26 protein-coding genes and 1 riboswitch are annotated in these 25,255 nt (G+C 60.1%); of the genes, 3 read left to right on the top strand and 23 right to left on the bottom strand.

Annotated elements, in window-relative coordinates; all coding sequences use genetic code 11:
• Positions 1-86: 86 nt before the first annotated feature.
• The 3 genes from H1B27_RS08485 to H1B27_RS08495 form a co-directional block, all read right to left on the bottom strand.
• Entirely contained in the window at positions 87-1,052 is a 966-nt protein-coding gene (locus H1B27_RS08485; protein ID WP_197965705.1) for a PDR/VanB family oxidoreductase, read from the bottom strand.
• A 190-nt stretch (positions 1,053-1,242) separates the two neighbouring features.
• Positions 1,243-2,922, bottom strand: coding sequence for a methyl-accepting chemotaxis protein (locus H1B27_RS08490; protein WP_197965706.1), 1,680 nt, complete (start codon positions 2,920-2,922; stop codon positions 1,243-1,245).
• A gap of 274 nt (positions 2,923-3,196) precedes the next feature.
• Positions 3,197-4,180, bottom strand: coding sequence for an ABC transporter substrate-binding protein (locus H1B27_RS08495; RefSeq protein WP_197965707.1), 984 nt, complete (start codon positions 4,178-4,180; stop codon positions 3,197-3,199).
• A gap of 223 nt (positions 4,181-4,403) precedes the next feature.
• Between H1B27_RS08495 and H1B27_RS08500 the strand changes: the two genes are divergently transcribed.
• The gene (locus tag H1B27_RS08500; RefSeq protein WP_197965708.1) at positions 4,404-5,327 is read left to right on the top strand and encodes a LysR family transcriptional regulator; all 924 of its coding nucleotides are present in this window, start codon (positions 4,404-4,406) and stop codon (positions 5,325-5,327) included.
• Positions 5,328-5,442: 115 nt separating this feature from the next.
• Here the strand turns inward: H1B27_RS08500 and H1B27_RS08505 are convergent, their stop codons facing one another.
• From H1B27_RS08505 to H1B27_RS08595, 19 genes are all read right to left on the bottom strand, one after another.
• Positions 5,443-6,858, bottom strand: a complete 1,416-nt coding sequence (locus tag H1B27_RS08505; protein WP_197965709.1) for an L-serine ammonia-lyase — start codon at positions 6,856-6,858, stop codon at positions 5,443-5,445.
• A 110-nt stretch (positions 6,859-6,968) separates the two neighbouring features.
• A riboswitch (glycine riboswitch) is annotated at positions 6,969-7,057 on the bottom strand.
• Between the two features lie 179 nt (positions 7,058-7,236).
• The gene (locus tag H1B27_RS39990; protein ID WP_246515287.1) at positions 7,237-7,398 is read right to left on the bottom strand and encodes a formyl transferase; all 162 of its coding nucleotides are present in this window, start codon (positions 7,396-7,398) and stop codon (positions 7,237-7,239) included.
• 88 nt (positions 7,399-7,486) lie between these two features.
• The gene (hypE, locus tag H1B27_RS08515) at positions 7,487-8,527 is read right to left on the bottom strand and encodes a hydrogenase expression/formation protein HypE (RefSeq protein WP_197965710.1); all 1,041 of its coding nucleotides are present in this window, start codon (positions 8,525-8,527) and stop codon (positions 7,487-7,489) included.
• Entirely contained in the window at positions 8,524-9,666 is a 1,143-nt protein-coding gene (gene hypD, locus H1B27_RS08520; RefSeq protein WP_197965711.1) for a hydrogenase formation protein HypD, read from the bottom strand. Before hypD ends, hypE begins: the two co-directional genes overlap by 4 nt.
• The gene (locus H1B27_RS08525) at positions 9,663-9,899 is read right to left on the bottom strand and encodes a HypC/HybG/HupF family hydrogenase formation chaperone (RefSeq protein ID WP_197965712.1); all 237 of its coding nucleotides are present in this window, start codon (positions 9,897-9,899) and stop codon (positions 9,663-9,665) included. The genes hypD and H1B27_RS08525 overlap by 4 nt, the downstream gene beginning before the upstream one ends.
• Positions 9,899-12,163 (bottom strand): carbamoyltransferase HypF, encoded by a 2,265-nt coding sequence (gene hypF, locus H1B27_RS08530; RefSeq protein WP_197965816.1) that lies wholly within the window; start codon positions 12,161-12,163, stop codon positions 9,899-9,901. Before hypF ends, H1B27_RS08525 begins: the two co-directional genes overlap by 1 nt.
• Positions 12,160-13,062, bottom strand: coding sequence for a hydrogenase nickel incorporation protein HypB (hypB, locus tag H1B27_RS08535; protein WP_197965713.1), 903 nt, complete (start codon positions 13,060-13,062; stop codon positions 12,160-12,162). The genes hypF and hypB overlap by 4 nt, the downstream gene beginning before the upstream one ends.
• Positions 13,062-13,403: a hydrogenase maturation nickel metallochaperone HypA gene (hypA, locus tag H1B27_RS08540; RefSeq protein ID WP_197965714.1), complete on the bottom strand. Its 342-nt coding sequence runs from the start codon at positions 13,401-13,403 to the stop codon at positions 13,062-13,064. Before hypA ends, hypB begins: the two co-directional genes overlap by 1 nt.
• On the bottom strand, positions 13,396-14,490 hold the full coding sequence (locus tag H1B27_RS08545; RefSeq protein WP_197965715.1) for a nickel-dependent hydrogenase large subunit: 1,095 nt from the start codon (positions 14,488-14,490) through the stop codon (positions 13,396-13,398). The genes hypA and H1B27_RS08545 overlap by 8 nt, the downstream gene beginning before the upstream one ends.
• Positions 14,487-14,996 carry a [NiFe]-hydrogenase assembly chaperone HybE gene (gene hybE, locus H1B27_RS08550; RefSeq protein WP_197965716.1) on the bottom strand — a complete coding sequence of 170 codons (510 nt, stop codon included), beginning with the start codon at positions 14,994-14,996 and terminating at the stop codon, positions 14,487-14,489. The genes H1B27_RS08545 and hybE overlap by 4 nt, the downstream gene beginning before the upstream one ends.
• Positions 14,993-15,202, bottom strand: coding sequence for a rubredoxin (locus H1B27_RS08555; protein WP_197965717.1), 210 nt, complete (start codon positions 15,200-15,202; stop codon positions 14,993-14,995). The genes hybE and H1B27_RS08555 overlap by 4 nt, the downstream gene beginning before the upstream one ends.
• Positions 15,199-16,062, bottom strand: coding sequence for a hydrogenase expression/formation protein (locus H1B27_RS08560; RefSeq protein ID WP_197965718.1), 864 nt, complete (start codon positions 16,060-16,062; stop codon positions 15,199-15,201). Before H1B27_RS08560 ends, H1B27_RS08555 begins: the two co-directional genes overlap by 4 nt.
• Before the next feature lie 40 nt (positions 16,063-16,102).
• Entirely contained in the window at positions 16,103-16,504 is a 402-nt protein-coding gene (locus tag H1B27_RS08565) for a thioredoxin domain-containing protein (RefSeq protein ID WP_197965719.1), read from the bottom strand.
• A gap of 270 nt (positions 16,505-16,774) precedes the next feature.
• Positions 16,775-17,071 (bottom strand): HypC/HybG/HupF family hydrogenase formation chaperone, encoded by a 297-nt coding sequence (locus tag H1B27_RS08570; protein WP_197965720.1) that lies wholly within the window; start codon positions 17,069-17,071, stop codon positions 16,775-16,777.
• Between the two features lie 26 nt (positions 17,072-17,097).
• Positions 17,098-17,679 (bottom strand): HyaD/HybD family hydrogenase maturation endopeptidase, encoded by a 582-nt coding sequence (locus H1B27_RS08575; protein ID WP_197965721.1) that lies wholly within the window; start codon positions 17,677-17,679, stop codon positions 17,098-17,100.
• 18 nt (positions 17,680-17,697) lie between these two features.
• Positions 17,698-18,441, bottom strand: a complete 744-nt coding sequence (gene cybH / locus H1B27_RS08580) for a Ni/Fe-hydrogenase, b-type cytochrome subunit (protein ID WP_197965722.1) — start codon at positions 18,439-18,441, stop codon at positions 17,698-17,700.
• Positions 18,442-18,458: 17 nt separating this feature from the next.
• The gene (locus H1B27_RS08585; RefSeq protein WP_197965723.1) at positions 18,459-20,249 is read right to left on the bottom strand and encodes a nickel-dependent hydrogenase large subunit; all 1,791 of its coding nucleotides are present in this window, start codon (positions 20,247-20,249) and stop codon (positions 18,459-18,461) included.
• Between the two features lie 21 nt (positions 20,250-20,270).
• On the bottom strand, positions 20,271-21,362 hold the full coding sequence (locus H1B27_RS08590) for a hydrogenase small subunit (RefSeq protein ID WP_283816948.1): 1,092 nt from the start codon (positions 21,360-21,362) through the stop codon (positions 20,271-20,273).
• A gap of 239 nt (positions 21,363-21,601) precedes the next feature.
• The gene (locus H1B27_RS08595) at positions 21,602-21,838 is read right to left on the bottom strand and encodes a hypothetical protein (RefSeq protein WP_197965725.1); all 237 of its coding nucleotides are present in this window, start codon (positions 21,836-21,838) and stop codon (positions 21,602-21,604) included.
• Positions 21,839-22,158: 320 nt separating this feature from the next.
• Here H1B27_RS08595 and H1B27_RS08600 point away from each other — a divergent pair, with 320 nt between their 5' ends.
• Together H1B27_RS08600 and H1B27_RS08605 are read left to right on the top strand one after the other, a co-directional pair.
• Positions 22,159-22,413 carry a helix-turn-helix domain-containing protein gene (locus H1B27_RS08600; RefSeq protein ID WP_197965726.1) on the top strand — a complete coding sequence of 85 codons (255 nt, stop codon included), beginning with the start codon at positions 22,159-22,161 and terminating at the stop codon, positions 22,411-22,413.
• On the top strand, positions 22,413-23,720 hold the full coding sequence (locus H1B27_RS08605) for a type II toxin-antitoxin system HipA family toxin (RefSeq protein WP_197965727.1): 1,308 nt from the start codon (positions 22,413-22,415) through the stop codon (positions 23,718-23,720). The genes H1B27_RS08600 and H1B27_RS08605 overlap by 1 nt, the downstream gene beginning before the upstream one ends.
• Positions 23,721-24,071: 351 nt before the next feature.
• Here H1B27_RS08605 and H1B27_RS08610 read toward each other — a convergent pair whose 3' ends face one another.
• The gene (locus H1B27_RS08610; protein WP_197965728.1) at positions 24,072-25,199 is read right to left on the bottom strand and encodes an SGNH/GDSL hydrolase family protein; all 1,128 of its coding nucleotides are present in this window, start codon (positions 25,197-25,199) and stop codon (positions 24,072-24,074) included.
• Between the last annotated feature and the right edge of the window lie 56 nt (positions 25,200-25,255).

Genomic DNA, 25,255 nt, shown 5'->3' on the forward strand with positions numbered 1-25,255 from the left:
AATGGCTCTCAGACATCCACTGCAAAGCACCTCAGCGGCGCGACCACTCGCCGGCGGATTGGCTCGAACAGGCAGCCTGGGCGTCGCTAGACGTCGAGCACCAATTCCTCGGACAAAGATCGAGAACAACAGATCGTGATCCTGTCGTTCCTCTGCTTCTCGGCGTCGGTCTGAAAGGAATCCCTGTGTTCAGGTCGGCCCGCGACGACTCTCGTAAGGCACGTTCCACATATTCCTTGCTCGCAGGAAAGCTCGACGCAAATTCCATTCTCCTCGAGAACCGACGCGATCGATTTGTCGCCGGGCACAACAAATCGTCGGCCGCTGCGTGAGGCCACAACCGTGAACGGCGTCCCGCCCTTCACCTCACCCGCGGAGAAGCTTTCGGTATGAATCCTGTCCTCGAGGCAGCCGGCTTTTCTCGCGGCGGAGACGGCAAAGTCTATGAATCCTCTCGGCCCACATATGTAGATGCTCGTGCTGGAGCATACTCCGTTGAGATCCAGCTCTGGCTGAAATTGCTGCTCCGCCGGCCCGTCGTCAACGTGGAGCCGAAATCGCGGTGCGAACGGCGAGGCCGAAATTTCATCGACGAAGGGCGCACGATCCTGGGTCCGAACGCACAGGTGGAAGTCAAAATCATTGCCGATCGCCTGAAGCCGATAGGCCATCGAGAGAAGCGGAGTGATTCCGATTCCGCCCGCCAGAAGTATTGCGCGTCCGCCATCCTCAACGAGCCCGAAGTTGTTGCGCGGCCGCCCAATCTTGACGATCATTCCCTCACGAAAGGTCTCGTGAATCGCCCTGGATCCGCCTCTCGAGCCGGGGTCATTGAGTATCGCAAGTCTGTAATAGCCTAACTGGGAGGGGTCATTGCAAACTGAATACTGCCGCACGATCTTGTCGGAGACATGGACATCAACATGCGATCCGGCAGAAGCAGTCGGTAATTCATTTGATGTTGCGGATTCGAGCTCGACGCTCACTATGTCGTAAGCAACGTAACGGACCCTGCGAATTCTCGCTTCCATCGTATGTTCTGGATCGACCATCGTTCCAATCCGACGCATGCCATGAGCGAGCGAGTGGCCCGCCATCGCCGCAATCACTGCCTAAGGGCTGGATGTTATTCAATTTCAGAACGACGCGGAAATCGGTTTCTTGGAGCCCAACTATCGGCCGGATGGATAGTACACCTGAAGGCCTGCGGACAAATTGCCGCCCGCTGCCTTGGCGGCGAGCCTATGCGCCTCGAATGTCGGCTACGAGGCGTTCAACGTCGACAAGCAAGCCTGCAGACTGATTGCTGAGTTCTTCGGCCGAACGGGACACAAGTTGCGCCGCTGCGCCGGTTTCGCTTGCCATTCGATTGACGCGAACGATGTTATCCGAGACCTGGTTAGTGCCGCGGGCAGCCTCCTGTATGTTGCGGGCGATCTGGCCAGTCGCGAGGCCCTGCTGCTGAATGGCCGCGGCGATGGCCACTGTGATCTCGTTGATCGAGACGATCGTGCTACCGATACCCTCGATGGCCTCGACCGCCTCCGCGGTCGCGCCTTGCATGGCTTGTATCTGCGCGGAGATTGCCTCAGTCGCCTTCGCTGTTTGGCCTGCGAGCGACTTTACCTCGTTGGCCACCACTGCGAAGCCGCTACCAGCGTCTCCAGCACGCGCGGCCTCTATGGTTGCGTTGAGAGCCAGAAGATCGGTCTGACCGGCAATATTGGTGATCAATTTCACCACATCGCCGATCTTCTGGGCCGCGGCCGACAACCCGTGCACAACCTCGTTCGTGCGTTTGGCTTCATCCATGGCCTGCGAAGCAATCGTTGTCGATTGATCCACTTGGCGACCGATCTCATGGACGGATGCGGAAAGCTGCTCCGTTGCGGCAGCGACTGTCTGCACATTGGCGGAGGTCTGCTCTGCGGCCACCGCGACGGTCGTCGCCTGTCTGGTCGCCTCCTCCGAGGACGTCGACATGCGTTGCGAGGTCATGTGCATTTCGCGCGCAGCCTTGGCAAGCGTATCGAGAGATCTCCTGACCTCGCTTTCGAATTCGTCGGCCATCTTGGTGATGAACTGCCTCTTCTCAGCTTCGCTCTGCTGCCTCAACTCAGCCTGAGCGTGGCGCAAACGAATGGTCTCGGTCATGCTCTCCTTGAAGACTTGGACGGATCTGGCCATCGCGCCAATCTCGTCCTTTCTGTCTTGCGCGGGAATTGTTACCTCGGTCCCTCCGTTCGAGAGCTCGAGCATCGCCGTCGTCATTCCCGCGATAGGGTTGGCTACGTTGCGGCTGATCAGGAGGGATACTCCGGTCACGAGCACGAGAATGAAGAAAACGATCCCTCCCAGGCGGCGCGCTTCGGTCCAGAAGATTTGATCGATATCGTCGATATAGAGGGCGCTGGTCAGAACCCAACCGTATATCGGGACTTCAGTGGCATAAGTCAGGGTCTGCACCGGATCGCTGCCGCCGGGGCGCGGGAAGCTGAAAGTGACGAAGCCGCCGCCGCGAGCAGCGGCTGCAACTGCTTCGCGAAAGAAGTAGACGCCGTTTGCATCTTTCGTTTGCGTCATATCTTTGCCCTCGACAGCTTGCTTGGGATGCACTTCGAGGATTCCTTCTTTGGTCGCGGCATAGAAGGCATTGTCCTTGTCGTAGCGCAGCAGGCGAAGCAGCGCCCTCGATCGTTCACGCGCCTCCAGTTCTGACAGGCCGGCTTTGCGCCCGGCTTGGTAGTCGGCTTCGATCGCCGTACGAGCCAGCAGGACCAACTCCTTCACCTTTGCCTTTCTATCCTCGAGTAGAGTATCCTTCAGGGTGGACAGCCCGATGCCGGCGGTGCCGACCATTCCGAGAATAGACAACAAGACGACAATCAAGAGTTTGGTGGAAATGCGAAGAGATCCGAACATGTAACCATTCTTCCCGCTGGCAGAGCCGCGAGCCGGTGCGCAAGAGGTTCGCAGTCGATGTGGCATACCGTACGTTCATTCGTGCGTGACTCGAGAGCGCTGACGCTCGGCACGGGACCTGGGGAAGCTATCCAAGGAGGAAATGTACGACGATTTAGAACGCTTCACCTCGTCCACGATCGCGGCGCCATGCCGGTCAGCACGATGCGGCGGCGGGACCGCAACACATGGTTGGTTAGCTGTATATTGACCGCCGCCACCGGCTTGGCGTGAGCTACTTCTTCAGCAGATCGTTGGTGTAGAAGTCTGTAACCGGCTTGTTCGGGTCGATGCTCTCGGTTGCGGACATCAATTTCAACGCGTCCGATATCGTTTTGTCGCCGATCCAGCCGGCCGGCCGTCCCTTCTCGAAATTTAGCGTGGCTGAAGTTGCAACGATCTGCGCTTTTATGAGCTCGTCCGAGGGAGCCGCACTCCAGGCGCTTTTCAGCGCCGCCGTCGCTGCGGCCGGATCTGACTTGGTCAGTTCGATTGCCTCCTCGGTTGCAGAGAGGAAGCGCCTCAGCGAATCAGACTTTTCAGCAATTCCCTTGTCGCTGACCACGACAGCCAGGCCAGGCAGGCCGAGGCCGTACTTCGGCAAGTCCAGTACCGGAAACTTTGTCCCAGTGCGATCTTCGATAAGCGGCAGATCAACGTTTGTATATACGCTGATGAGATCAACGCGCCTTTGCATGAATTGCGGAAATCTCACCTGCGGGTCGAGTTGAACCTTGTTGATCTTCTCGCAGCTTATTTTGTTGATCGTGCAGAATACGTCGAGATAGGTCGTGGCGGGGTCTCCGACCGAGATCGCAAGCGACTTGCCTTCCATCTGCGCAGGCGTCGTGACGGCTTTGTCCGGCCAGGAGATGAGAACGAATGGTGCTCGCTCTTGGTAGATCGCCGCGAGTTTGACCGGCATTCCTTTTTCGATCGCCGAAATGGCAAAGATTGCCGGAGCTATCACGACATCTTCGTTGCCGCGTACGAGGCCTCCCAGCGCGGCTTGCGCACCTGCACCTTCGCCGAGAACGACATCGATCCCCTTTTTCTGATAGAGGCCTCTCGCCTTGCCGAGGTAGAGGAAGCCATACTCACCCTTAAGCTTCCAGCTGAACCTGACGTTCACAGTATCCAGAGCCTGCGCTGTGGTTGTCCAGAACCAGGCCGCAATCGAGACCGCAACAACCCCAAAAACTTGGCGCAGCTTCGACATAAGTGCCTCCTCTTCGTCTCTGGGCAAGTGCCCGTCGAGAAACCGACCCCGTTCCCGTACTTTGATCTCGTATTGTGATCACAATCTGGTTAATGTCAAGCTGCCTTCGGGCCCGGGGACAGGCACAAACGTCGCAGCCGGCAAATGCGCGTCGGGTACACTCGCGCCAGGGAAGGGAGCCAAGAGCTTCCTAGGCACCATGGAAACCTCGAAGAGAACACCCATGCGGTTCCGGCACCTCGACATGAATCTGCTCGTCGCCCTGGACGCGATCCTGACCCATCAAAACATATCGCGGGCGGCCGAGCGACTGCTGCTCAGCCAGTCGGCGACCAGCGGGATTCTATCAAGGTTGCGCCAGCACTTTGAAGACGAGTTGCTGGTTCGGAACGGCCGCCGAATGGCTCTCACCCCTCTCGCAGAGGAATTGGTGGCGCCGCTTCGCGCCATCCTGACCGAAACGGAAAAGCTCCTGGCAATGCGAAATTCGTTCGACCCGGCGACCTCCGACCGGCATTTTACAATCGCGTGCTCGGACTATGTCTGGGCAACTCTCATCGTCGATATTCTTGCCGAATTGCGCGCTGTCGCCCCCTCGGTGAACATATTCTACCAAGGTCCAAGCACCCGGTTTTTTCGCACCGAAATCGATTTCCTGATCGTTCCGGATCGATTCATGCTGGAAGATTGTCCGTTCGCCGCCCTGCCTTCGATCAGCTACGAATGTATCGTATGGAAGGATAACGAAACTGTCGGAGACAGCTTGACGCTCGAACAGTTTCTCGAGACGCGCCATGCACAGGCCTATAGCGAGCGAGCGACGTTCATAGAGGCATGGTTCTTCAAGCAATTCGGCCGCGCTCCGCAGGCCGGGATAACGGCACCAAGCTTTACCCTGCTTCCGCAAGCGCTTATCGGGACCCAGTTCCTCGCGCTCATCCCCGCAGACCTGGCCGATCGGGCAACGGCCACATTGCCAATAAGGAAAGTGGAAGCTCCCATATCCCTCCCCCTCATGACCGACGTTCTTCAGTGGCGCATCTCGCATGAACGGGATCCCGGGCTGCAATGGCTGCGAACTCTCATCCTCGATGTCGCCCATCGACGGCGGAATTCTCGGCAGATTGGCTTTCCGGTTGCGGGGTGAAGATGCAGGTTGCTCTCGACCAGCGGCACCTTTACGCCGAGTGCGTCACGCGATCAGGAGCCTTCTCCGAGACAAGCGCCCCTTGCAGAAATGATTCCTTCGGCTTGGCTTGCCTTCAGCAATCGACCACGTTGACGGCGAGGCCGCCTAGGCTCGTTTCCTTGTACTTGGTGCGCATGTCCTCCCCTGTCTGACGCATCGTCTCGACGACGGCATCGAGGGACACGTGATGTCGGCCATCCCCATGCAGCGCGAGCATCGCCGCGTTGATCGCCTTGATCGCCCCCATTGTGTTGCGTTCAATGCACGGGATCTGCACAAGGCCACCGATCGGATCACAGGTGAGACCGAGGTTATGCTCCATGCCGATTTCGGCGGCGTTCTCAATCTGCCGGTTGGTGCCACCGAGGACGGCCACAAGACCTGCTGCCGCCATGGAGCAGGCGACACCGACCTCGCCTTGGCACCCCATTTCGGCGGCGGATATTGAAGCGTTTCGCTTGTAGAGCATACCGATCGCGGACGCCGTCAGGAGAAAAATGCGGGCTTTTGCCGGGTTCGGATCTGGAAAGAACATCTCGGAAAATTTCAGGACCGCAGGTATGACGCCGGCAGCTCCGTTCGTGGGCGTGGTGACGACGCGCCCCCCGGCCGCATTCTCTTCATTCACGGCGAGAGCAAAGAGGCTGACCCACTCCATCACGTGGAATGGATGGGCCGCCCCCTTTGAGGTTCCCTTCAGCTTGCTGAACAGACCTGGCGCACGGCGCGGCACATTCAGTCCACCAGGAAGAACGCCCTCGTTGACACATCCGAGATCAATGCAGCGCATCATTGCGTCGCGAACGCGATCCAGGAATGCGTTGGTTTCAGTCTCTTCCCTGTGCGATAGCTCGTTGGCAGCAACGATTTCGGCAATCGACGAGCCGGTGCTCTCACCTATCGCGAGAAGCTCGCGCGCTGTCGTGAATGGGTACGGCTCACATCCAACGTTTCGGACTGGGGGCCTGCTCGGTTGATCGCCTTCACACACGATCGCGCCGCCCCCAACGGAATAATAGGTTTGCCGAAGGAGGACGCCCTTATCCGAATGCGCGACGAATTTCATACCATTTGAGTGCCCCGGCAGGAACTCGCCTTTGCAAAAGATCAGGTGCTTGGCCTCATCGAAGCCAATCGCATGTCGACCGCCAAGCATGACTTCAGAACGCGATCGGATCAGCCCGGCGATGATGGGTATGGCTTCAGGATCAACGGATTCTGGCAGCCACCCCGATAGTCCCAGCAGAATGGCGATGTCGGTGCGGTGACCTTTGCCGGTTAACGCGAGTGACCCGTAGAGCTCGACGACGACAGAGCGACAGCTCCGTAGATCTTGGTCCAAGCATTCGATGAATCGATGGGCCGCGCGCATCGGTCCAACGGTATGCGAGCTGGATGGGCCGATCCCGATCGTGAATAGATCGAGTACACTGATGGGACCGGCTAGACGCTTTGGTGACAAACTGACTTGTTCGACAGTCTTGGACATGGGTGCGCACCTCAATCAAGTGATTGATTTCAAATGCGCCCCATCTGTCTATTTGCCTGAGAGTATTATCCCGTCGGCGGGTGCCAAGGCACCTCTTTCCAGATGTTGTTCCGTCACCCGCGGTCCTTGTTGCCTGAGAGTTTCCGGGGCGGTTGCTCCTTCGGCGTCGGCCGAAGCCGATCTCTTCCGCAAGCGAGTCTTGGGACTCGGCCTTCTGAGTCACGACATGAATTCGTGGCTGCTCTTCTCCACTATTCCACTATGCGGCTTGGGTCAACAAGATGAAGCGAAGATGCGACGTCTTGCTGTTCCGTGGTCGTCTACGGGGTTGACTTGCCGATGGAGGGATTTCGGCCTGGGCGCTTTGCATTGAGCCATTCAGTCTTGTCGATCGATCCGCAGTGCACAGCCGGCAACGGAGCTGCGCCAGATATCCTCCGGGACCACCCGATTGAGGAACGGCGCGATGACGAGATCAGGCTGATGCAGCTTCACGCTTTCGCGTGTGATATCGGCATGGATGTCGAGCTCGACCGACACCGCGTGACGTGCTCGCGAAGCTTAACATGCAGCCGCTGCGTCAGGCTGTTGGAGGAGTGCAACAGGAGCGGAATGCGCATCTTGGGCCTCAACAGATCCGGGGCAGTTGTTCGCCCGACAACCAGTCGACGATCCGGGCGCCGCCAAAGCTCGTCGCCATCTGCACGAAATGATGATCATCGGGCACCGCTTCGCCGATATCGGCGGCATCGCGACCGAGCGGATGCGCTCTCATGGCAGCCAGCACGGCTCCGGCGACATCAGGCGAGACGATCGCGACCAGCTTCCCCTCATTGGCGACGTTGAGCGGATCGAGCCCGAGCAGCTCGCAGGCGGCCGCCACCCCCGGCTTGACCGGGATCGCCTCTTGCTGGAGGCTGAAGCCTAGTTCGGACTGCTGGGCGATCTCGTTCAATGTCGCAGCGAGCCCGCCGCGCGTGGGATCTCGCATCAGACGGATGCCGTGGCCGCCCGCCGCTACCATCCTGGCGACCAGATCATGCAGGGCAACCGAATCCGAGACGATCTCCGTTTCAAAGGCGAGGTTCTGGCGCTTTGACATGATGGCGACGCCGTGATCGCCGAGTGTGCCGGAGATCAGCACCCGGTCTCCGACCCTCGCATTCTCAGCGGAGAAGTCGAATCCCTCAGGCACCAGACCCACGCCCGCGGTCGAAATGAACAGGCCGTCGGCCTTGCCGCGCTCGACCACCTTGGTGTCGCCGGTGATGATATGGACGCCGGCGGATTGCGCCGCTTGGCCCATCGAGTCCGCGATCATCTTGAGGTCTGAAAACCGAAAGCCTTCCTCGATAATGAAGCTCGCAGACAGATAAAGCGGTCGGGCACCGGCCATGGCGATGTCGTTGACGGTGCCGTGCACCGCAAGCGAGCCGATGTTGCCTCCGGGAAAGAACAGCGGCGAAACCACATAGCCATCAATCGTCATCACCATGCGCCCGGCGCCGACGTCGAAGGCTGATTGATCGTTGCCGCGCGCCAGCCATTCGTTGCCGAAGGCCTCGTGGAACAGGCCCGAGATCAGTTGCGACATCGCGCGGCCGCCGGAGCCGTGGGACAGGTCGACGCAGCCGTGCTTGATGTCGACTTTGCGCCGATGAGCTTTCATGACGCGCGCTTCCGCTGACGATCGCGGAATCGCCCATAGGTCCAATGCGCGGCACATGCGCCTTCCGAGGAGACCATGCAGGATCCCATCGGGGTCTCCGGCGTGCACACCGTGCCGAACAGCTCGCAGTCGACCGGCTTCTTCACACCGCGCAGGATCGCGCCGCATTCGCAGGCCGGATTGTCGGCGACGCGCAGCTCGCTCATGGAGAAACAGATCTCCGCATCGAATCTGGCGTAGGTTTGCTTCAGCTTCAATCCGCTATGGGGCACCAACCCGAGGCCTCGCCATTCGAACGCGTCGCGCAGCTCGAAAATATCACAGACCTCCTCCTTGGCACGCGGATTCCCACCGCGCGTTACGGCGCGGCTATATTGATTCTCCACCTCGCTCCGGTGCTCATTTACCTGACGCACCAGCATCAGAATCGCCTGCATCATGTCGAGCGGCTCGAAGCCCGAGATCACCACCGACTTGCCGAATTCCTCGGCAAAGACCTCGTAGGGCCCGGTCCCAATGACGATGCTGACATGCGCGGGCCCAACGAAGCCGTCGATCTCGGCGCGGCCGATGCTGCGAATGTCGGGACTCTCCAAAATTTTCTGCATCGCCGGCGGCGTCAGCACGTGGTTGCAGAACACGCTGAAGTTTTCGAGCTGCTTCTTCTCGGCGTGCCGGATCATGACCGCGGTCGGCGGCGTCGTGGTCTCGAAGCCGATCGCGAAAAACACGATTTCGTGCTCGGGGCTCTCCTCCGCGATCCGGATCGCATCGACTGTGGAATAGACCATCCGGACGTCGGCACCACGTGCCTTTGCCTTCAACAGCGAGGCACCTTGCGAGCCCGGCACCCGCATCAGATCGCCATAGACGCAAAGGATCACCTCCGGCCGCTCGGCCAGCCGGATTGCCATGTCGATACGTCCCGCCGGCAGCACGCAGACGGGACAGCCGGGACCATGGATCATCCGCACGTTTTTGGGCAACATGTCCTCCAAGCCATAGCGCGAAATCGCATGCGTATGTCCGCCGCAGAACTCCATGAAGCGGTAGGGCCTCTGCGGATCGGCTTCAGACCGGATCGCCCTCGCCAACCCCAGCCCGATTGCCTTGTCGCGAAATTCGTCGGCATATTTCACTGCATTGCTCCCTGCCCTTCGGTGCTGAGTTCACGCATGAGCTCCAGCGTCCGCCTCGCCTCATCCGGATCGATCTTGGTCAGGGCATAGCCGACATGAATGATGATGTAGTCGCCCACGGCGAGATCTTCGATCAGCACTACCGAAACCTCCTTGCTGACGCCGTCGACCGAGGCGACGGCCATCTCGTCGGGAAGCAGCTTTGTAACCTCCGCAGGTATGGCGAGACACATCAGGCGTTTCCTTCCAGCCTTTGTTGTTCGAGCATTTGGAGAGCGGCAACCCAGGCTTGGCCGAGGCTCAAGCCGCCGTCATTCGGCGGCACCTGGCGCGAGAGCCGCGGATTGAGCCCGACAGCGACGCAGCCACGCTGCACCTCCTCGCTCAGGATCGCGTTGAGGAAACAGCCGCCGCTCAAAACGACGGTGGTGAGGCCGGTCTCTTGTGCCGCGCAGGCGATCCAGTCGACGCAGGCCGCGCCAAACGTGCCATGAAACAGCTCCGTGCCTATGGTTGGATCGGGGGCGTCAGCCACAAGACGCTCGAACAGCGGATAGAGCGACAACACGCCTTGTTCGATTGTCCAGGCGCCCTCAGCGACGCGCGTGCGGCGAACACCCGCCTCCAGCTTCATCGCGGCTTCCCCTTCAAAGCTCTGCCGCGTGGAGAGTCCCAGCAATCCGGCGGCTGCATCGAACATCCGGCCGGCGCTGGTCGTCGTTGGAACGTCGGGCTGGTCGAGCAGGGCCAAAACACCCGCCGCCAACGGCTGCGCCGCAAAGCGACGCGGAATCTCCGCGCCGCGCCCGAGCGCCTGAAGCACGCCGGCAGCCATCCGCCAAGGCTCGCGCGCGGCGCGATCGCCGCCTGGCATCCTGAGCGGCACGAGATGTCCGATCCGCCGGAAGCGCGCGCCCTCACATCGCAAGAGCTCGCCGCCCCAACTCCCGCCGTCGCTACCACGACCGAAGCCGTCAAGCACCAGTGCCAGCACGGGTCCGTCGATACCGTGCTCCGCCATCACGGACGCCGCATGGGCATGATGGTGCTGAACCGCAATCAGCCTGTGGCCGCTCGCCTGGGCAAAGCGGGTGGATGCCATGTTGGGGTGAAGATCATGCGCCACGATGGCCGGATCGACATCCAGCGTCGAGATCAGGTGCTCGATCGTCTTCTCGAAGAAGCGAATGCCCTCCACGGTATCGAGATCGCCGATGTGCTGAGAGACAAAGGCTTCATCACCGCGCGTAATGGTGACAGATGCCTTCAGGGCGCCGCCCACTGCGAGCACCGGCGGCACGGCACGCATCAACCGAATCGGTTCGGGAACATAGCCGCGAGCCCTCCGGATGAATTGCGCGCGTCCGGCAACGACCGACACTACGGAATCGTCAGCACGCGTGAGGATATCGCGATCATGTGTGACGATCAGGTCGGCAATGCCGGAAAGTCGGCGCTCCGCCTCGTCATTCTCGATGACCGGCGGCTCACCACCCGGATTGGCGCTCGTCGCCACGATCACCCAAGGAGAGCCGTCAGCACGCTTGTGTGCCGAGTTCAGCATATGGAACACCAGATGATGCAGCGGCGCGACCGGCAGCATGACGCCGATCCGCGACAGGTCCGGCGCGATCGCCGGCGCGAGTTGCTGACGCGATGTCAGCAATACGATCGGGCGTGCCGTTGACTCCAGCAATGCCAGCTCTGTTGCATCCGCGCTAGCGATGTTCGCGACAGCATCGACTGCGGCAACCATGACCGCAAACGGCTTCTGCTTCCGCTGCTTCCTCTGCCGCAGACGCCTCACCGCCTCATCGTCTCGGGCATCGCACAAGAGCTGATATCCACCGAGTCCCTTGAGCGCGACGATTTTGCCGCCTGCGATCTCAGCAGCGATCTCCTCGATGCCGTGGCTCAAGCGGGGACCACACAATGGACAGGCGATCGCCTCGGCATGAAAGCGGCGGCTTGCGGGATCGGCATATTCTGCGGCGCAAGCTGCGCACATCGCGAAATGCTTCATCGCGGTGGTGCCGCGGTCATAGGGCAGCCGCTCGGTAATCGTATAGCGCGGACCGCAATGGGTGCAGTTGACGAAGGGGTAAAGATGGAAGCGGCTGCTCGGGTCTAACAGCTCGCTCAGGCACCGGGCACAGGTGGCGGCGTCGGCGACGATCCGCGTCGACACCCTGCCTTGCGCGCTGGCACGAATACAGAACTCGTCGCTGTCAACACCGCCGATTTGCTCCACGGAGATCCCGTCGATCCGCGCCAGCGGCGGTTGCTCCAGCGGCAGCGCAGCGACGAAATCGGCAGCCCGCGCACCTTCGACCTCGATCACGACGCCATGCGGGTCATTGGCCACGAAGCCGCCGAGGCGATAGCGCATCGCAAGGCCGTAGACATAGGGACGAAAGCCAACGCCCTGCACGGCGCCGCGCACGTGCAGGCGCAACCTTCGACCATCGCTCGCTGCGGCTCCGCCGCTCATCATCATGCCGATACGGCACTCAGCGATGCCGCCCTCGCCTTCTCGGCGCGCTTCCGGATCCAGGCGTAGAATGCCGCAAATCCCTCTCCGGTCCGTGCCGATACGCTCCGCACCTCGATCTTTGGGTTGACCCGTCGCGCATATTCGATCGTCCTGGCGAGATCGAAGTCGAGCACGGGCGCGAGATCGATCTTGTTGATCAGCATCAACGAGGACGCTGCGAACATGTTGGGATATTTGAGCGGCTTGTCCTCGCCTTCGGTGGTCGATAACACCACGATCTTGCACGCCTCGCCGAGATCAAACCCTGCCGGACAGACGAGATTGCCGACATTCTCGATGAAAAGGATGCCGCCGTTGAGCCAGGGCAACCGGTCATAGGCCTCGCCGATCATGGCCGCATCGAGGTGACAGCCCTTGCCGGTGTTGACCTGGATCGCCGGAACGCCTGTCGCGCGAATCCGCTCGGCGTCGTTCGAGGTCTGCTGATCCCCCTCGATCACGCCGATCGGGAAATTGCCTTTCAGTTCGGACACGGCGCGGGCCAACAGCGTGGTCTTTCCGGCGCCGGGGCTGGAGACCATGTTGAAGGCGAGCACGTCATCCGCGCGGAACCGCGCGCGGTTGTCGGCCGCAAGGCGGTCGTTCTTGCTGAGGATGTCACGCTCGACCTGGATGATGCGGTCGCTGGTCATGCCGGCGATCGTCTGCCCGGCGGCGCCGGCGTCGCAGTCGAGCAGGCCGGGATCGCCGCGCGTTCGATCGTGGTGATGGTGGTCGTGATGATGGTGTTCATCGTCACCATAATCGTGACGGCGATCATGCGCATGATCAGGCCCATGGGGGTGATCGTGCCCACGCTCAATGGAAGCTTTGCCGTCACCGCAGCCGCATACTGTACACATCAGTCGACCTCCAATGCCATGACCCGCATCTCTTCTCCACCGGTCACCTGCAATTGATAGCTGCCGCAGTCAGGGCATGGCTCGTCGCGCCGCTTGATTTCGACGCTTCTCGAGCAGGCCATGCACCAGGCGGTCCCGGCCGTCTCGACGACGTCCAGGGTCGCACCTTGTGCAATGGTGCGTGCGGCGACAGCTTCGAAGCAGAACTTCATCGCCTCCGGTGCAACATGGCTCAACGCGCCGATCTCGAGGCATACTGCCTTCACCTTGGAAAACGCGCGCGTGCGCGCCTCGTCCTCGACGATCTCAACGATGCCTTGGCAAACCGCCATCTCATGCATGGCCGACCTCGCGAAAGCTGAGGTTAAATCCGACGCAGGGATCGAAGGAGCCGACGAGCGTGCGGACGGCATTCTGCCCCTGTCGACCGGCGACAAGCGCCGAACCCTGCAGGCTGCGGACCAGCGGTCCACGCGCATGGAAGTTCCACTCGGTCGGAGCCAGCGATTCGAAGCGGACGATGCGGTTTTCGTTATCGCACTCGACGACCTGATAAAGCCGGCCGCGGGCGCATTCGACGGCCGCCGCACCTCTGCCGGCGCCAAGCCGATAGCTCTGGACGACGCCATCCTCGAGCGCCTCATCCCCCGCAGCGAGCCAGGAGCAGAGGCGCACCACTTCCGCAATCCGCGCCTTCGGCCGCTCGGCAGGTCCGGCGTTCGGCGGCAGGACCGGCTGGCGCCGGACCCGGCGTGCCCAGACACCGGTCTCGGGAATTCGACCGTGGAGATCGGGGGCATCGGAGAAGCTCGCGCCATCCGCAAGCAGCCGCATGAGGACATCGAGATCATCGGCGACGGACAGAAACGAGTGTTCGATGACCGGCTGCAGCAGCGCATCCCCGTCAAAGCTCGAAAGATGCGCTGCCAGCGCGCTGCCTGGCGTCGGCGCCTCTCCTTCGCCCGCGAATCCGAGTGCAGCGAGGACAGCCTTGATGTGCGATAGCGCATCGCAACGCGCCAACACCGGCCCGCCTTCGCCGAGGACGCCACCAAGGACGGCGGTCGCCTGCATCATGGCGCGGACCGCGGTGGCGCTTGCGCTGTCCAGAGTGAGCTGGCCGACGAACAGACCACGGAACAGTTCCGTCAGGCGCTCGGCGACGACAGCGGTGACGCGGCGATGCATGGTCTCCGGAGGACAATCCTCGCCGCGCGCGGCTTCCACCGCTCCCAGAAACGCCACCTGATGTGCAACCGAGCACAGCGAGAACAGCCGCGGCAGCACGGAGAGCAGCAACGAGACGGGCTTGCCCGCAAACCGACGCGTCAACGGCAGCCGGCTCCGGGGCAGGATTGCGACGTCGGCGATTATATCCTTGGCGAGCCACACCGTGATGTCGATCTCGCTGCGGAAGCCCGGGTTCATTCGTGCTGCTCCGTCAGAACACCCCGCATGAAGCTACGCCGATCGATCGCGCTTGTAGCGGGTTCGCGGCGTCGGGTCGCCTCCTTGCCGTCGGCCGGCAACATGAGTTCGTTGATGGCAGCTTCCGCCGTTGTCCGCGCGCAGGCCGCGTCGGCAAACCCGAACATGGGCGAGAACAGCGAACAGCTCGCGATGCGGCCCGCATGGTTGACGTCGCTGAGGATGAACTCAATATGGCCGGCCGGAAAGCGAAAGCGCAATGTCGAAGCTGAGGCCGCCGGCGCCATTTCGCCGGCCGGCATCACCACGTTCATGAACCAGGGCGTGACCATGATACCGATAATTGTGCCGTTGAATACGCGGAAGCCCACTGCCTCGACGTCGAGGGTGTCGTTGTAGATCGGCAGCTCGCGCATCGCGCGCTCGCCGATGTCCCGGTAGATGTGCGCCAGCCGCTGCCCCCAAGCTGCCGCGTCAGTGGCAGGCGCTTGCGCATCAGATTTCATGATGCGATGGCCATGAATTTGGATTTCGGCGCGTCACAGTTCGGGCAGCGCCAATCGTCAGGAAGCACCGCGAAGGGCGTGCCGGATGCGATCTGCGCGGCATCGTCACCATCGGCGGGATCGTACACCGTCCAGCAGATGCCGCATTCCAGTCGCATGCCTTCGGTGACATCCTGGCGAACGCCAAAATTCTCGAATATGCTCATTTGAAATAGGCCTCGATGATTTCCTGCAGGCGCTCAGCGGAGTCTTCGAAGTCCTCGTCCGCCGCGATTGCCACGGTCGGCACACCGCCAACCTCCAGCGTGTCAAGGATGATGGCATCCATGGCGTTGAAGAACTGCACCGACCAGACGTTGCGGATAGCCGTCGAGAGCACCCGGCAAGTGCCGTAGCCGCGCGAAACGAGCTGGATCGGTCCATTCCCGATGGTGTCCTGGAGGAAGCTCATGTCGACGGGGCTCATCGGCAGCAGCGTGAAATTGATCATTTGCGAGCGAATGCTCGGCCGCCAAGCCAGCGCGTGCTCGCGGATTTCCGCGAGCACCGGCAGCGCGTTCATTGCGCCTTCCGGCGCCTGCCCGATCTCGAAATCCGCAGTGGTAAGATCAGCAGCGGCGCGCTTGACGATTTCCGGGATTGCGCCGACTTCGAGGTACTCATGATTGGCGTCGGTCTCGAGCCGCAGGTGCCAGATTCCGGCCAGCGCCGATTCCTGGATCTGCGCCAGCGATCCGTCCGGCAGCGCGACGAAGCCGGCAACCTCACCTTCGCCGAGCACGTCCGCAATCAGCTTGCGCTCGAGATCGTGGAGATTGCCGAGCCGGAACAATCGTGTCGGCGCGTCGGTCTTCTGGCTTGCGATCGCTGCCACCACCTTCGACAGCAGATCGATCGCATTCGGACAGCGCTTGGCCAGCTCCGCGCTGTCGAGCGCGGCAAGCTTCGCCAAGCCGCCCGCGGCCGTCAGGCTGCCGCTCGATGCATTCAGGCTTTCCTCGTCGATCGGAAACACCTTGATCGCCTGCTCGGCGCCTCCAGGCGCGGTCCAGAAACCCGCGTTCATAGGTCGACACCCTGTGAGCGATGCTGGGGAATGATGACTGTCACGACAACACGCTCGCGCCGCGCGGACGGTCGATCAGCTTGGCGATGCGGTCGACATAGACCGACCAGTCCTGCATCTTGGCGATCAATCCGAGCGTTTCGCCCTTGGCGATAAAGATCAGCGTCGGCTGCACCCGCACGCCAAAGCGCTGCCCGAGCTCGCTCTCGGCGCGACGCGCGATCACGGCACCCCGCAGCCGGCCCTGAAAGGCGTCAATCAGTTCCGGCAAGACGACCGCGGCGTCGATCGTCTCGATAAAACGCGCTGGATCGCCCGCCGACAACAGCACGGCCACCGCACCGGCCTCATTGGCCGCGCCAAGAAACCGGTCGACACTCGCAGCATCGATCTCGGGCAGGCCGCGCCGCGTCAAATCATGCTTTCCCTGCTGGAATTCCATCAGCCCCCTGGCAAGCCTATTTCTCTGACGTGAGAGGTTAGCAAGGCACGTGTCAGGATCAGTTATCGCCTTTCCTGACTGATCTCATTGATATAGATCATTCGTTTTCGCGTTCGCGAAGAGGGATGGTTTCGAATGCAAACTGTCTTTCCGCATCCAACGGAGTCAATTGTCATCTAGAAGCTTGTCTTTCATCCGCGGCGGACCAACCGGAGCCGCCAGCGACTCGGGTTACATCGAAGACCGGATTTGGAAAGGTCGGCCGCTGGCCTAACCGAGCCGGAGATGCTCGGGCAGTTGCGGCTCTCGCTCGATGAGGTCGGCGAAGAAACGGTCGCAATCCTCGCCACCGAGCACCGCAGTCAGCCCCTCGATCGCATCAGCGATCAGTCGCGCCTCTGCCTCATCGAGCCGACGGATCGCAGTGTCGATATGGACGAGCACCTTGGTGCCGACCGGCGGATTGGAGAGCAAAAGCATCGAGATGCGCCGCCGCTCGCCGCGAAACGCGCATAGCGCCGAAACCCCATCGGTCTCAACAATCGTCATCGGCAGGCCGAGGCACATCCCGCGTCTCCGGTCGCGCACGCCGGTCAGACCGGCCGCATCCTCATCTCGTAGTGCTGATGGTCGATATCGTTGGCGAGCAGCTGTTCGGACTCCGGCAGCGGCTCGCTGCGGGGACTCGCCGTCGCGCCCCACTCAGTCAGGATTGCGCAGACCAGCTCGATCGCCGGCCCGATCTGATCGCTCACCGGCTTGGTCAAAGGGCCGCCCCAGGCTTCGAGATCGCGCGGTTGGCAGCCGATCAACGCGAGATGCTTCGGGCAGCGCCCGAGCAGATCCGCCGCGCTGATGACTTCCTGAAATCCGGTCTGATGCAAGCTCATCTTCTTCGCGCCCGTGAAACGCGGAACTTCCTCGTCGCGCACCAGCTTCAACTCTCCCGGCTCGAGCCCATAGTCGATCGCGTCGAACACGATCAGACGATCGGCCTCTTCCAGATAGCTGACGAGGTAGAGGCCCTGCGTCCCGCCGTCGAGAATGGTGACGTTGTCCGATACGACGTAGCGGCGGTGGAATTCCTCCGCCGCCCGTACGCCAAACCCCTCATCGGCCCACAAGATATTGCCGATCCCGAGCACCAGAATGCGGTCTGTTGAAGATGTGGGCATAAGGCCTGGTTTCCGGCTTCAGTCGCGGAATTGCCGTTCGCCAGAGACCATCGAGGAGATGACGCTCTGGCGCGACATGATGTCTTCGCGGATCGCGGCATAGATGTGCACTATGACGAACGCCACGAGCGCCCACATGCCGAGATGATGCCAGGTGTGCACATCCTGGCTGTTCGGCCAGATCGCGAACACCCAGCCGAACAGCTTGTGCTGCCAGCTATCGATTCCGCTGCCTTCCGAATAGAGCGCAAAGCCGGTGATGATCATGTAGGCCACAAACAGCGTGAAGCCCGTGAACATCCCGGCCCGCGCCAACGGATTGTGGCCGACATACATTTTCGGCTCGTGTTCCAGGAACGCGTACCAGCGGATTTCATCCAGTATTTCTCGCCAGAACTGCTTGCGATGAGCCGGCAGATAGAAGATCTGCCGGGAATGATGGTTGCCGACGAAAGCCCAGAAGACGCGGGTGATGAAGAACACTGCCAGCACCTGACCAGCCGCGAAGTGGGCGAAACGGATGTAGCCCATTACGAAGTTCGCCGACGCCTCGCCTTCCACCGATGGCAACGGCATTCCGATCAGGTAGCCGGTCACCATCAACGCGACGATCGAGAACGCATTCACCCAGTGGCAGATTCGCACCGGCGCTTCGTAGACATAGACGGTGGGACGCCCGATCGCATGTCCACCGACCGCGTCCGCTGCGATCGCGGCGAGATCCGGCTCGGATGCCGCGGGACGTTCAACCGCATCCATCATGGTGCTTCATCCCTGGTTTACCTGACCTTGACGCTCGCCAGTTCCCGGCCATCCGGACTCATGACGTGCGTCGAGCACGCCAGGCACGGATCGAAGGAATGAATGGTGCGAAGGATCTCGAGCGGCTGCTCGGGATTCATCATCGGCGTATCTATCAAGGAGGCCTCGAATGCGCCGATATTTCCCTTGGGATCGCGCGGCGAGCCATTCCACGTGGTGGGCACCACGCACTGGTAGTTGTCGATCTTGGTTTCCTTGATCTTGATCCAGTGCGCGAGCGCGCCGCGCGGCGCCTCGGTAAAGCCAAAGCCCTTGGCCTCCTTTGGCCAGCCCTCCGGCTTCCACTTGTCGACGTTGGCGGTCGAGCTATCGCCGGCCTTGATATTGGCGACGAGCTTATCCTGGAAATAGCGCATCTGGCGCCCGGCCCAGACCGATTCCAGCGCGCGCGCCGCGGTGCGGCCGAGCGTCGAGAACAGCGCCGACAGCGGCAGGTCAAGGTCCTTCAGGAATTTGTCGACCGGATCCTTGAACTCCGCCTTGTTCTGGGCATAACCGACGACCCAGCGCGCGAGCGGACCGACCTCCATGGCGTGGCCTCGCCAACGCGGCGCCTTGATCCAGGAATATTTGCCGCCCTCATCGAGCTGCTCGATCGCCGTCTTGGTGCCCTTCGCATTGGGCCCGAGCACGTAGTTCGGCTCGGTGACCCCATCCCAGGGATGCAGGCCCTTGGTCTCGTCGGGATATTTGTACCAGGAGTGAACGACGAATTCCTGTATCTCGTCGGTGTTGGCATGGTCGACAGGAAACACCTCCGAGAGATTGCCGTTGATAATGGCCCCTCGCGGCAGCTTCAGGTTCTTTGAGGCGTAGTCGTTGGCGTGTTCCGGCACGTCGCCATAGGTGAGCACGCTCTTGCCCGAAAGACCACCGCCATAGAGCCAATCCTTGTAGAATGACCCGATCGCCGCCACGTCAGGCAAGTAAACCTGCTCGTTGAATTCGATCAGACGATCGATGATTGACGAGATCAGGTTCAGCCGCTCCATGTTGATGGCTCCGACCGCGCCGGTACCGTCGACATTGATCGGACAGGGCACCCCGCCGACGAGCCAGTTCGGATGAGGATTCTTGCCGCCGAAGATGGTGTGGATCTTTACGATTTCCTTCTGGAAATCGAGCGCTTCCAGATAATGTGCCACAGCCATCAGATTGGCTTCGGGCGGCAATTTGTAGGCCTTGCTGCCCCAGTAGCCGTTCTTGAAAGGACCCAACTGCCCCGACTCGACGAACTTCTTGAGGCGGGTCTGGAGGTCCTTGAAGTAGCCAGGCGAGGACAACGGCCAATTCGAGATCGACTGCGCGAGCGTGGAAGTCGCCCGCGGGTCGGCCGAGAGCGCCGAGACCACGTCGACCCAATCCAGCGCGTGCAGGTGATAGAAATGAACGACATGATCGTGCACCTGCAGCGCGAGCTGCATCAGGTTGCGGATCGAGTTGGCATTCTCCGGAATGGTGATTCCGAGCGCATTCTCGACCGCACGCACCGACGTCAGGGCGTGCGTGCCGGTGCACACGCCGCAGATCCGTTCGGTGAAGGCCCAGGCGTCGCGCGGATCGCGATCCTTCAGGATGACTTCGATGCCGCGCCACATGGTGCCTGTGGATACGGCGTTCCGGATGACGTTATTTGCGTCGACATTGACCTCGAGGCGCATGTGACCTTCGATGCGAGTGACCGGATCGACGACAATGCGCTTGCCGGAATTGTCGAGTTTGAATCCGTTCGGTGTCTGGATGCGCATCGTTACATCCCCTGAAATCGACTAACGATCTTGATTTGCGTCTGCGCGCTTGGAGGCGAGCCGCTTCACTGCGGTCATGGCCGCGTGCACCGCCACGGCGGCACCGACGGCGGCGGCCGCAGCCACGCCGATCTGGTCAGCGTTCTTCTCGATGCCAAACTGCTTGATGTTGGTCAGGCGATCGTAGAACGAGCCCTTGTCCCAGAAGCCGTCCTCGGAGCAGCCGATGCAGCCGTGGCCCGACTGGATCGGGAAGGACACGCCGCCGTTCCAGCGCACGGTCGAGCAGGCGTTGTAGGTGGTCGGGCCCTTGCAGCCCATCTTGTAGAGGCAATATCCCTTGCGCGCCGCCTCGTCGTCCCACTCCTCGACGAACTGCCCGGCATCGAAATGCGATCGCCGATAGCACTTGTCGTGAATGCGCTGTGAGTAGAACATTTTCGGCCGGCCATGACGGTCGAGCTCCGGCAGCTTGCCGAAGGTCGTGATGAAGGTGATGACGCCGGTCATCACTTCGGCGATCGGGGGGCATCCTGGCACCTTGATGATCGGCTTGTTGGTGATGACCTTGTCGATGGGCGTGGCCTGCGTCGGATTGGGTTTGGCCGCCTGCACGCACCCCCAGGACGCGCATGCGCCCCAGGCAATGATCGCCATAGCGTCGTCGGCCATCATCTTAAGCTTCTCGAGAAAGGGCTTGCCGCCGTCGATGCAGAACATGCCGCCCTCGTTCAGCGGCGGATTGCCTTCCACGGCAAGAATGTACTGACCCTTGTGTTTGGCGCGGGTCTCTTTGAGGATCGCTTCCGCCTGATGGCCTGCAGCCGCCATGATGGTATCGTCATAATCGAGCGAGATCATCGACAGCACGGCATCCTTCGCCAACGGATGCGCGGAGCGGATGAAGCTCTCCGAGCAGCAGGTGCATTCAAGACCATGCATCCAGATCACCGGCACACGCGGTTTGGTTTCGAGCGCGTTGGCGATGCGATCCGCCGCCAACGGCTCAAGCCCGAGGCTCGTCGCCGTCAGGCTGCAGAATTTGTGAAAACTCCGACGCGTGATGCCCTGCCGCCTGATCACGCTGTAAAATGTTTCCATTGCCGCGCCCATGCCCCTCCCGTCGTGGGCTTTGAGTTGTCGATTCAACAAGGACAGCAAGAAGCAGGCCAACCGCAGCGGCGCGCGGAGACTGGGGAGACCAAGATGTTACGGATTTGAATCGCCCAATTCACTGTGCGCGAAGAGATCGCGACTGTGAGAAACGGAACAATTCGATTTGCAGCTGGCAACGAGGTTTACGGAAAGCATACCTAGCGGTTCAGAAATATCTTGCAGTATCGTTCGCGAACTCACTTCTCCCGCAACATGGCGCAAACAGGGAGATTCCAAACAACCGGCTGGAAGTCGTCATCTCCCTGCTCGTTCTCCGGCTCATTGACGCTTTCATCGAACAGCCGTTCTGCCAGAACGCGAAACGCCTGATGAAGCCCATGTCGGCTTGATCGAGGGCCGCGCACGGCAGCCAGGCATTGGTGGCGGTCGGCGATGGCAGGATCGAGCGCTATTAGAATCATTGCGCCGACCACCTGGAATTTCCGGCCGCGCAATTCCGTCGATGCCGACGGGCCGCTGTAGGCGGCACGGTCTTTCAGCGTCTAAGTAGAAATCAGACTCACGCCGAAGCTTCTCATGAATGAGATGGCGAAAGCTTGCTGACGGTTTCGGTCCGAATTGGCTGAGAAAAGTGCTCGGTCGTTTCGGAAGAGGAACATTTGAAGGAGCGGCCGGAAATACGCGACTGCGTATATTTTTGTTTTATACGCGCTTGCGCTTATTTTCTCGATATACGCACATGCGTATATTGACCATGTATACGCAGTCGCGTATATTGGCGCTCGAGGTTCACATGCCGCAGCACATCGCCCGCACCGAAAGACAACTGGGAGCCATTCTACGAAGGGCTCGCAAGCAGGCCGGACTGACGCAATCCGCGCTCGGAAAAAACATCCATCTGCGTCAGGGAACCGTCTCCCGGCTTGAGGCGGGTGCACCCGCCGTTCAACTCCACACCCTCATGGAAGCGCTGGCTGCCCTTGACTTGGAATTGGTGGTTCGCCCGCGAAGTAAAGCGAGTGCGGCCGATATCGAGAGCGCATTCTAATGCCCCGTCCGAAAGTCAACGCTCCGTTAAACGTGTTCGTAAATGGCCGCCTGGTCGGCGTACTCAAGCGCGAGTCCAGCGGCGCCATCGACTTTCGCTACGACGCGCAATGGCTCTCATGGCAGTCGACCTTCCCGATCTCGCTCTCCCTCCCCCTTCGCGAGGACCGCTATATCGGTGCTCCGGTCATCAACGTGTTCGACAACCTGCTGCCGGACAGTGAACCGATACGCAGGCGCGTCGCTGAACGTGTCGGCGCGACCGGTACCGACGCCTACAGCATGCTCTCGGCTCTCGGACATGACTGTGTCGGCGCACTCCAATTTCTACCGGAAGGCATCGATCCGGGACCGGCGGGCAAGATCGAAGATAAGCTCATCAGTGACGATGAAGTCGCGCATATCATTCAGAATCTGGCAGCGGCTCCGCTCGGTCTCGATGAGGACGAAGATTTTCGAATTTCCATCGCCGGTGCGCAGGAAAAGACCGCTTTGCTGCGCCAGGACGGCAAATGGTACAAGCCGGTGGGGACCACCGCCACCACCCATATCCTGAAGCCGCAAATAGGGCGCTTGCCGAACGGCATCGATCTCTCAAACAGCGTCGAGAACGAATTCTTCTGCCTCAAACTCATTTCAGCTCTTGGTATCCCGGCAGCGAACGTCGAGATGACTGATTTTGGAGGCCGCCGGACGCTCGTTGTCGAGCGTTTTGATCGCCGCTGGACAAGAGACAAGCGATTACTCCGCCTGCCCCAGGAGGATTGCTGCCAAGCGTTGTCGGTGCCGCCGACCAGAAAATACCAGTCGGATGGCGGGCCCGGACTAAAAGACATTCTGGAGCTGCTGAAAGGAAGCGATGCACCAACTCAAGATCTCACGATGTTGCTCCGTGCGAGCATCGTGTTCTGGCTGATTGGAGCAACTGACGGTCACGCCAAGAATTTCAGCATCTTTCTCGGCCCCGGAGGCCGCTTTCGTCTGACACCACTTTATGACGTGCTAAGTGCACAACCCAGTCTGGACGCGAAGCAAATTCAACCCAAGGCACTTAAGCTTGCGATGTCGGTCGGCAAGAGCCGACACTACACCGTGAATGAAATCCTACCTCGGCACTTCATACAGACGGCCGAGATCTCCGGCGTCGGGCTTGCCGTCGTACGCTCCATCTTCAAGGATCTCGCAGAAACGTTCGAAACAGCGTTTAATGATGTGCTCAAAGCCCTTCCTAGGGACTTTCCCGAGCAACTAACAAGCTCGATACGGACTGCCGCCCTTCATCGCACCAGCCTCATCGCCGAGGCCTGACATCCCTATAGCGATCTTGGCGCTGTTCAAAATCCGTCAAGATCATCTCGACACGAGCGGCCAGACAACCGGCTCGTCGTCATCTCGTCTTCCGTGACAAAGAAGTCATTGCCCTGTAGTCGTAGCGAGCGGCGACTTGGTCCGTTGGGTAGCGCGACGGTATGGATTGTCGCCGCACCAGTTGTTCGGCCGGCGACATCCATTGCGAGAAGCAGCAGGCGGTTATTGCGAAGAAGAAGTACAGGTTGTTCCGGCGGTGGTAGATGCCGTGATGCCGGCGGCTGTTCCTGCTCATGAGCGCGGAGCGTGCGCTGAAAACTCTGTTCAGACAACCGGGTCCAGCGCTGTTGTTCACTTCGGCGGAGCATGTAGTGCCAATATGTCGGCGGCGATCTTCCGAGATATCCGGTCATTTCCATCCTCGCCATAATGCCCGCCGTCCATGTAAATCGGGTTGGCAACATCGGCAAAGATAGTACGTAAGTCATGAAACACGTTTTGCTCCAAACTCTCATCTTCTCTCTTGACCAACTTGCTTCTCATCAGAGAGTAAAGATCGTTTTTTCCTGGAAGCCGTTTCTCTGATTTTAAAAGCTGATCCTCTTCATATTTTGTCCTGTGTGTTTTATCAGACAGCTGAGGCTCAAGGTAGAATAATGTTCTGAAGGATAAGCTCCTTGAAATAGCCTCTATAAACCGAACATTCCCTAGATAGACATCTAGAGCTCCGTCAGACAACACGTCCAGTTTTTTCGAGCACCCGGCGAGCTGTGTTTTGCCGGTGAGCAGTCTTATCAGCGCGAAGTTTTCCAACCTTATGCTTATGCGCGCTTTTGCCTCCTTTTTAGGAGATATTTTTTCGAGGTTTGAGTTGCCAAGCGGAACGCCCGGTTCTCCTTCATAACAAGCGGAGAAAGCCTCAACCGATCCGCCGTAAAAGACCACCAAATCAGGAACATTCCGCTTTCTCAATTCGAGAACGAGGCGAATCAAGCTTTGGGTCGTTACATCCCCAATGACTGCATAATTGGTGACGTCAGCGCTGATTCCATTTTCGGCTAACATTTTGGCGACAAGGGAGGGAATGGTGAAGTCGTCCCTAGATCCAAGCCCCCACAAAGTCGACCCGCCAAAAAAGAATATTTTCAACCTGGTACGCTTATCGTCCTTGATTGCCTCGGAGTGCCACGTTCTTCTGGTGCCTTCGTGTACGTTAATGAATTTGCCCGCATAGTCCGTTTGTTGTGATTGCGTATATGAAGCCCACACCCGCGCCTTGGCATCGGTGAGTTCTTTGAAGTATTCTTCCGCCAGCTCGGGATTTGCATATACGCCAGAATTGGCTGCAGCCTTGGCGGCGCTTTGACGTTCTGTCTTGTCAGCTCTCTCGTAGTAGGATGTCAGCGACACTTCCAGAGTCGTCAGCAAAAGAAGAGCGACACCAAGGATTGCCCATATCTCGTTCAATAGGGCCGTCAAGCGAACGACCCTCGTCCTCACAGCGGCCGTTCTCAGCAGCGCATCTGCTTCCAAAC

It is taken from the genome of Bradyrhizobium diversitatis, assembly GCF_016031635.1.
Lineage (GTDB): Bacteria > Pseudomonadota > Alphaproteobacteria > Rhizobiales > Xanthobacteraceae > Bradyrhizobium > Bradyrhizobium diversitatis.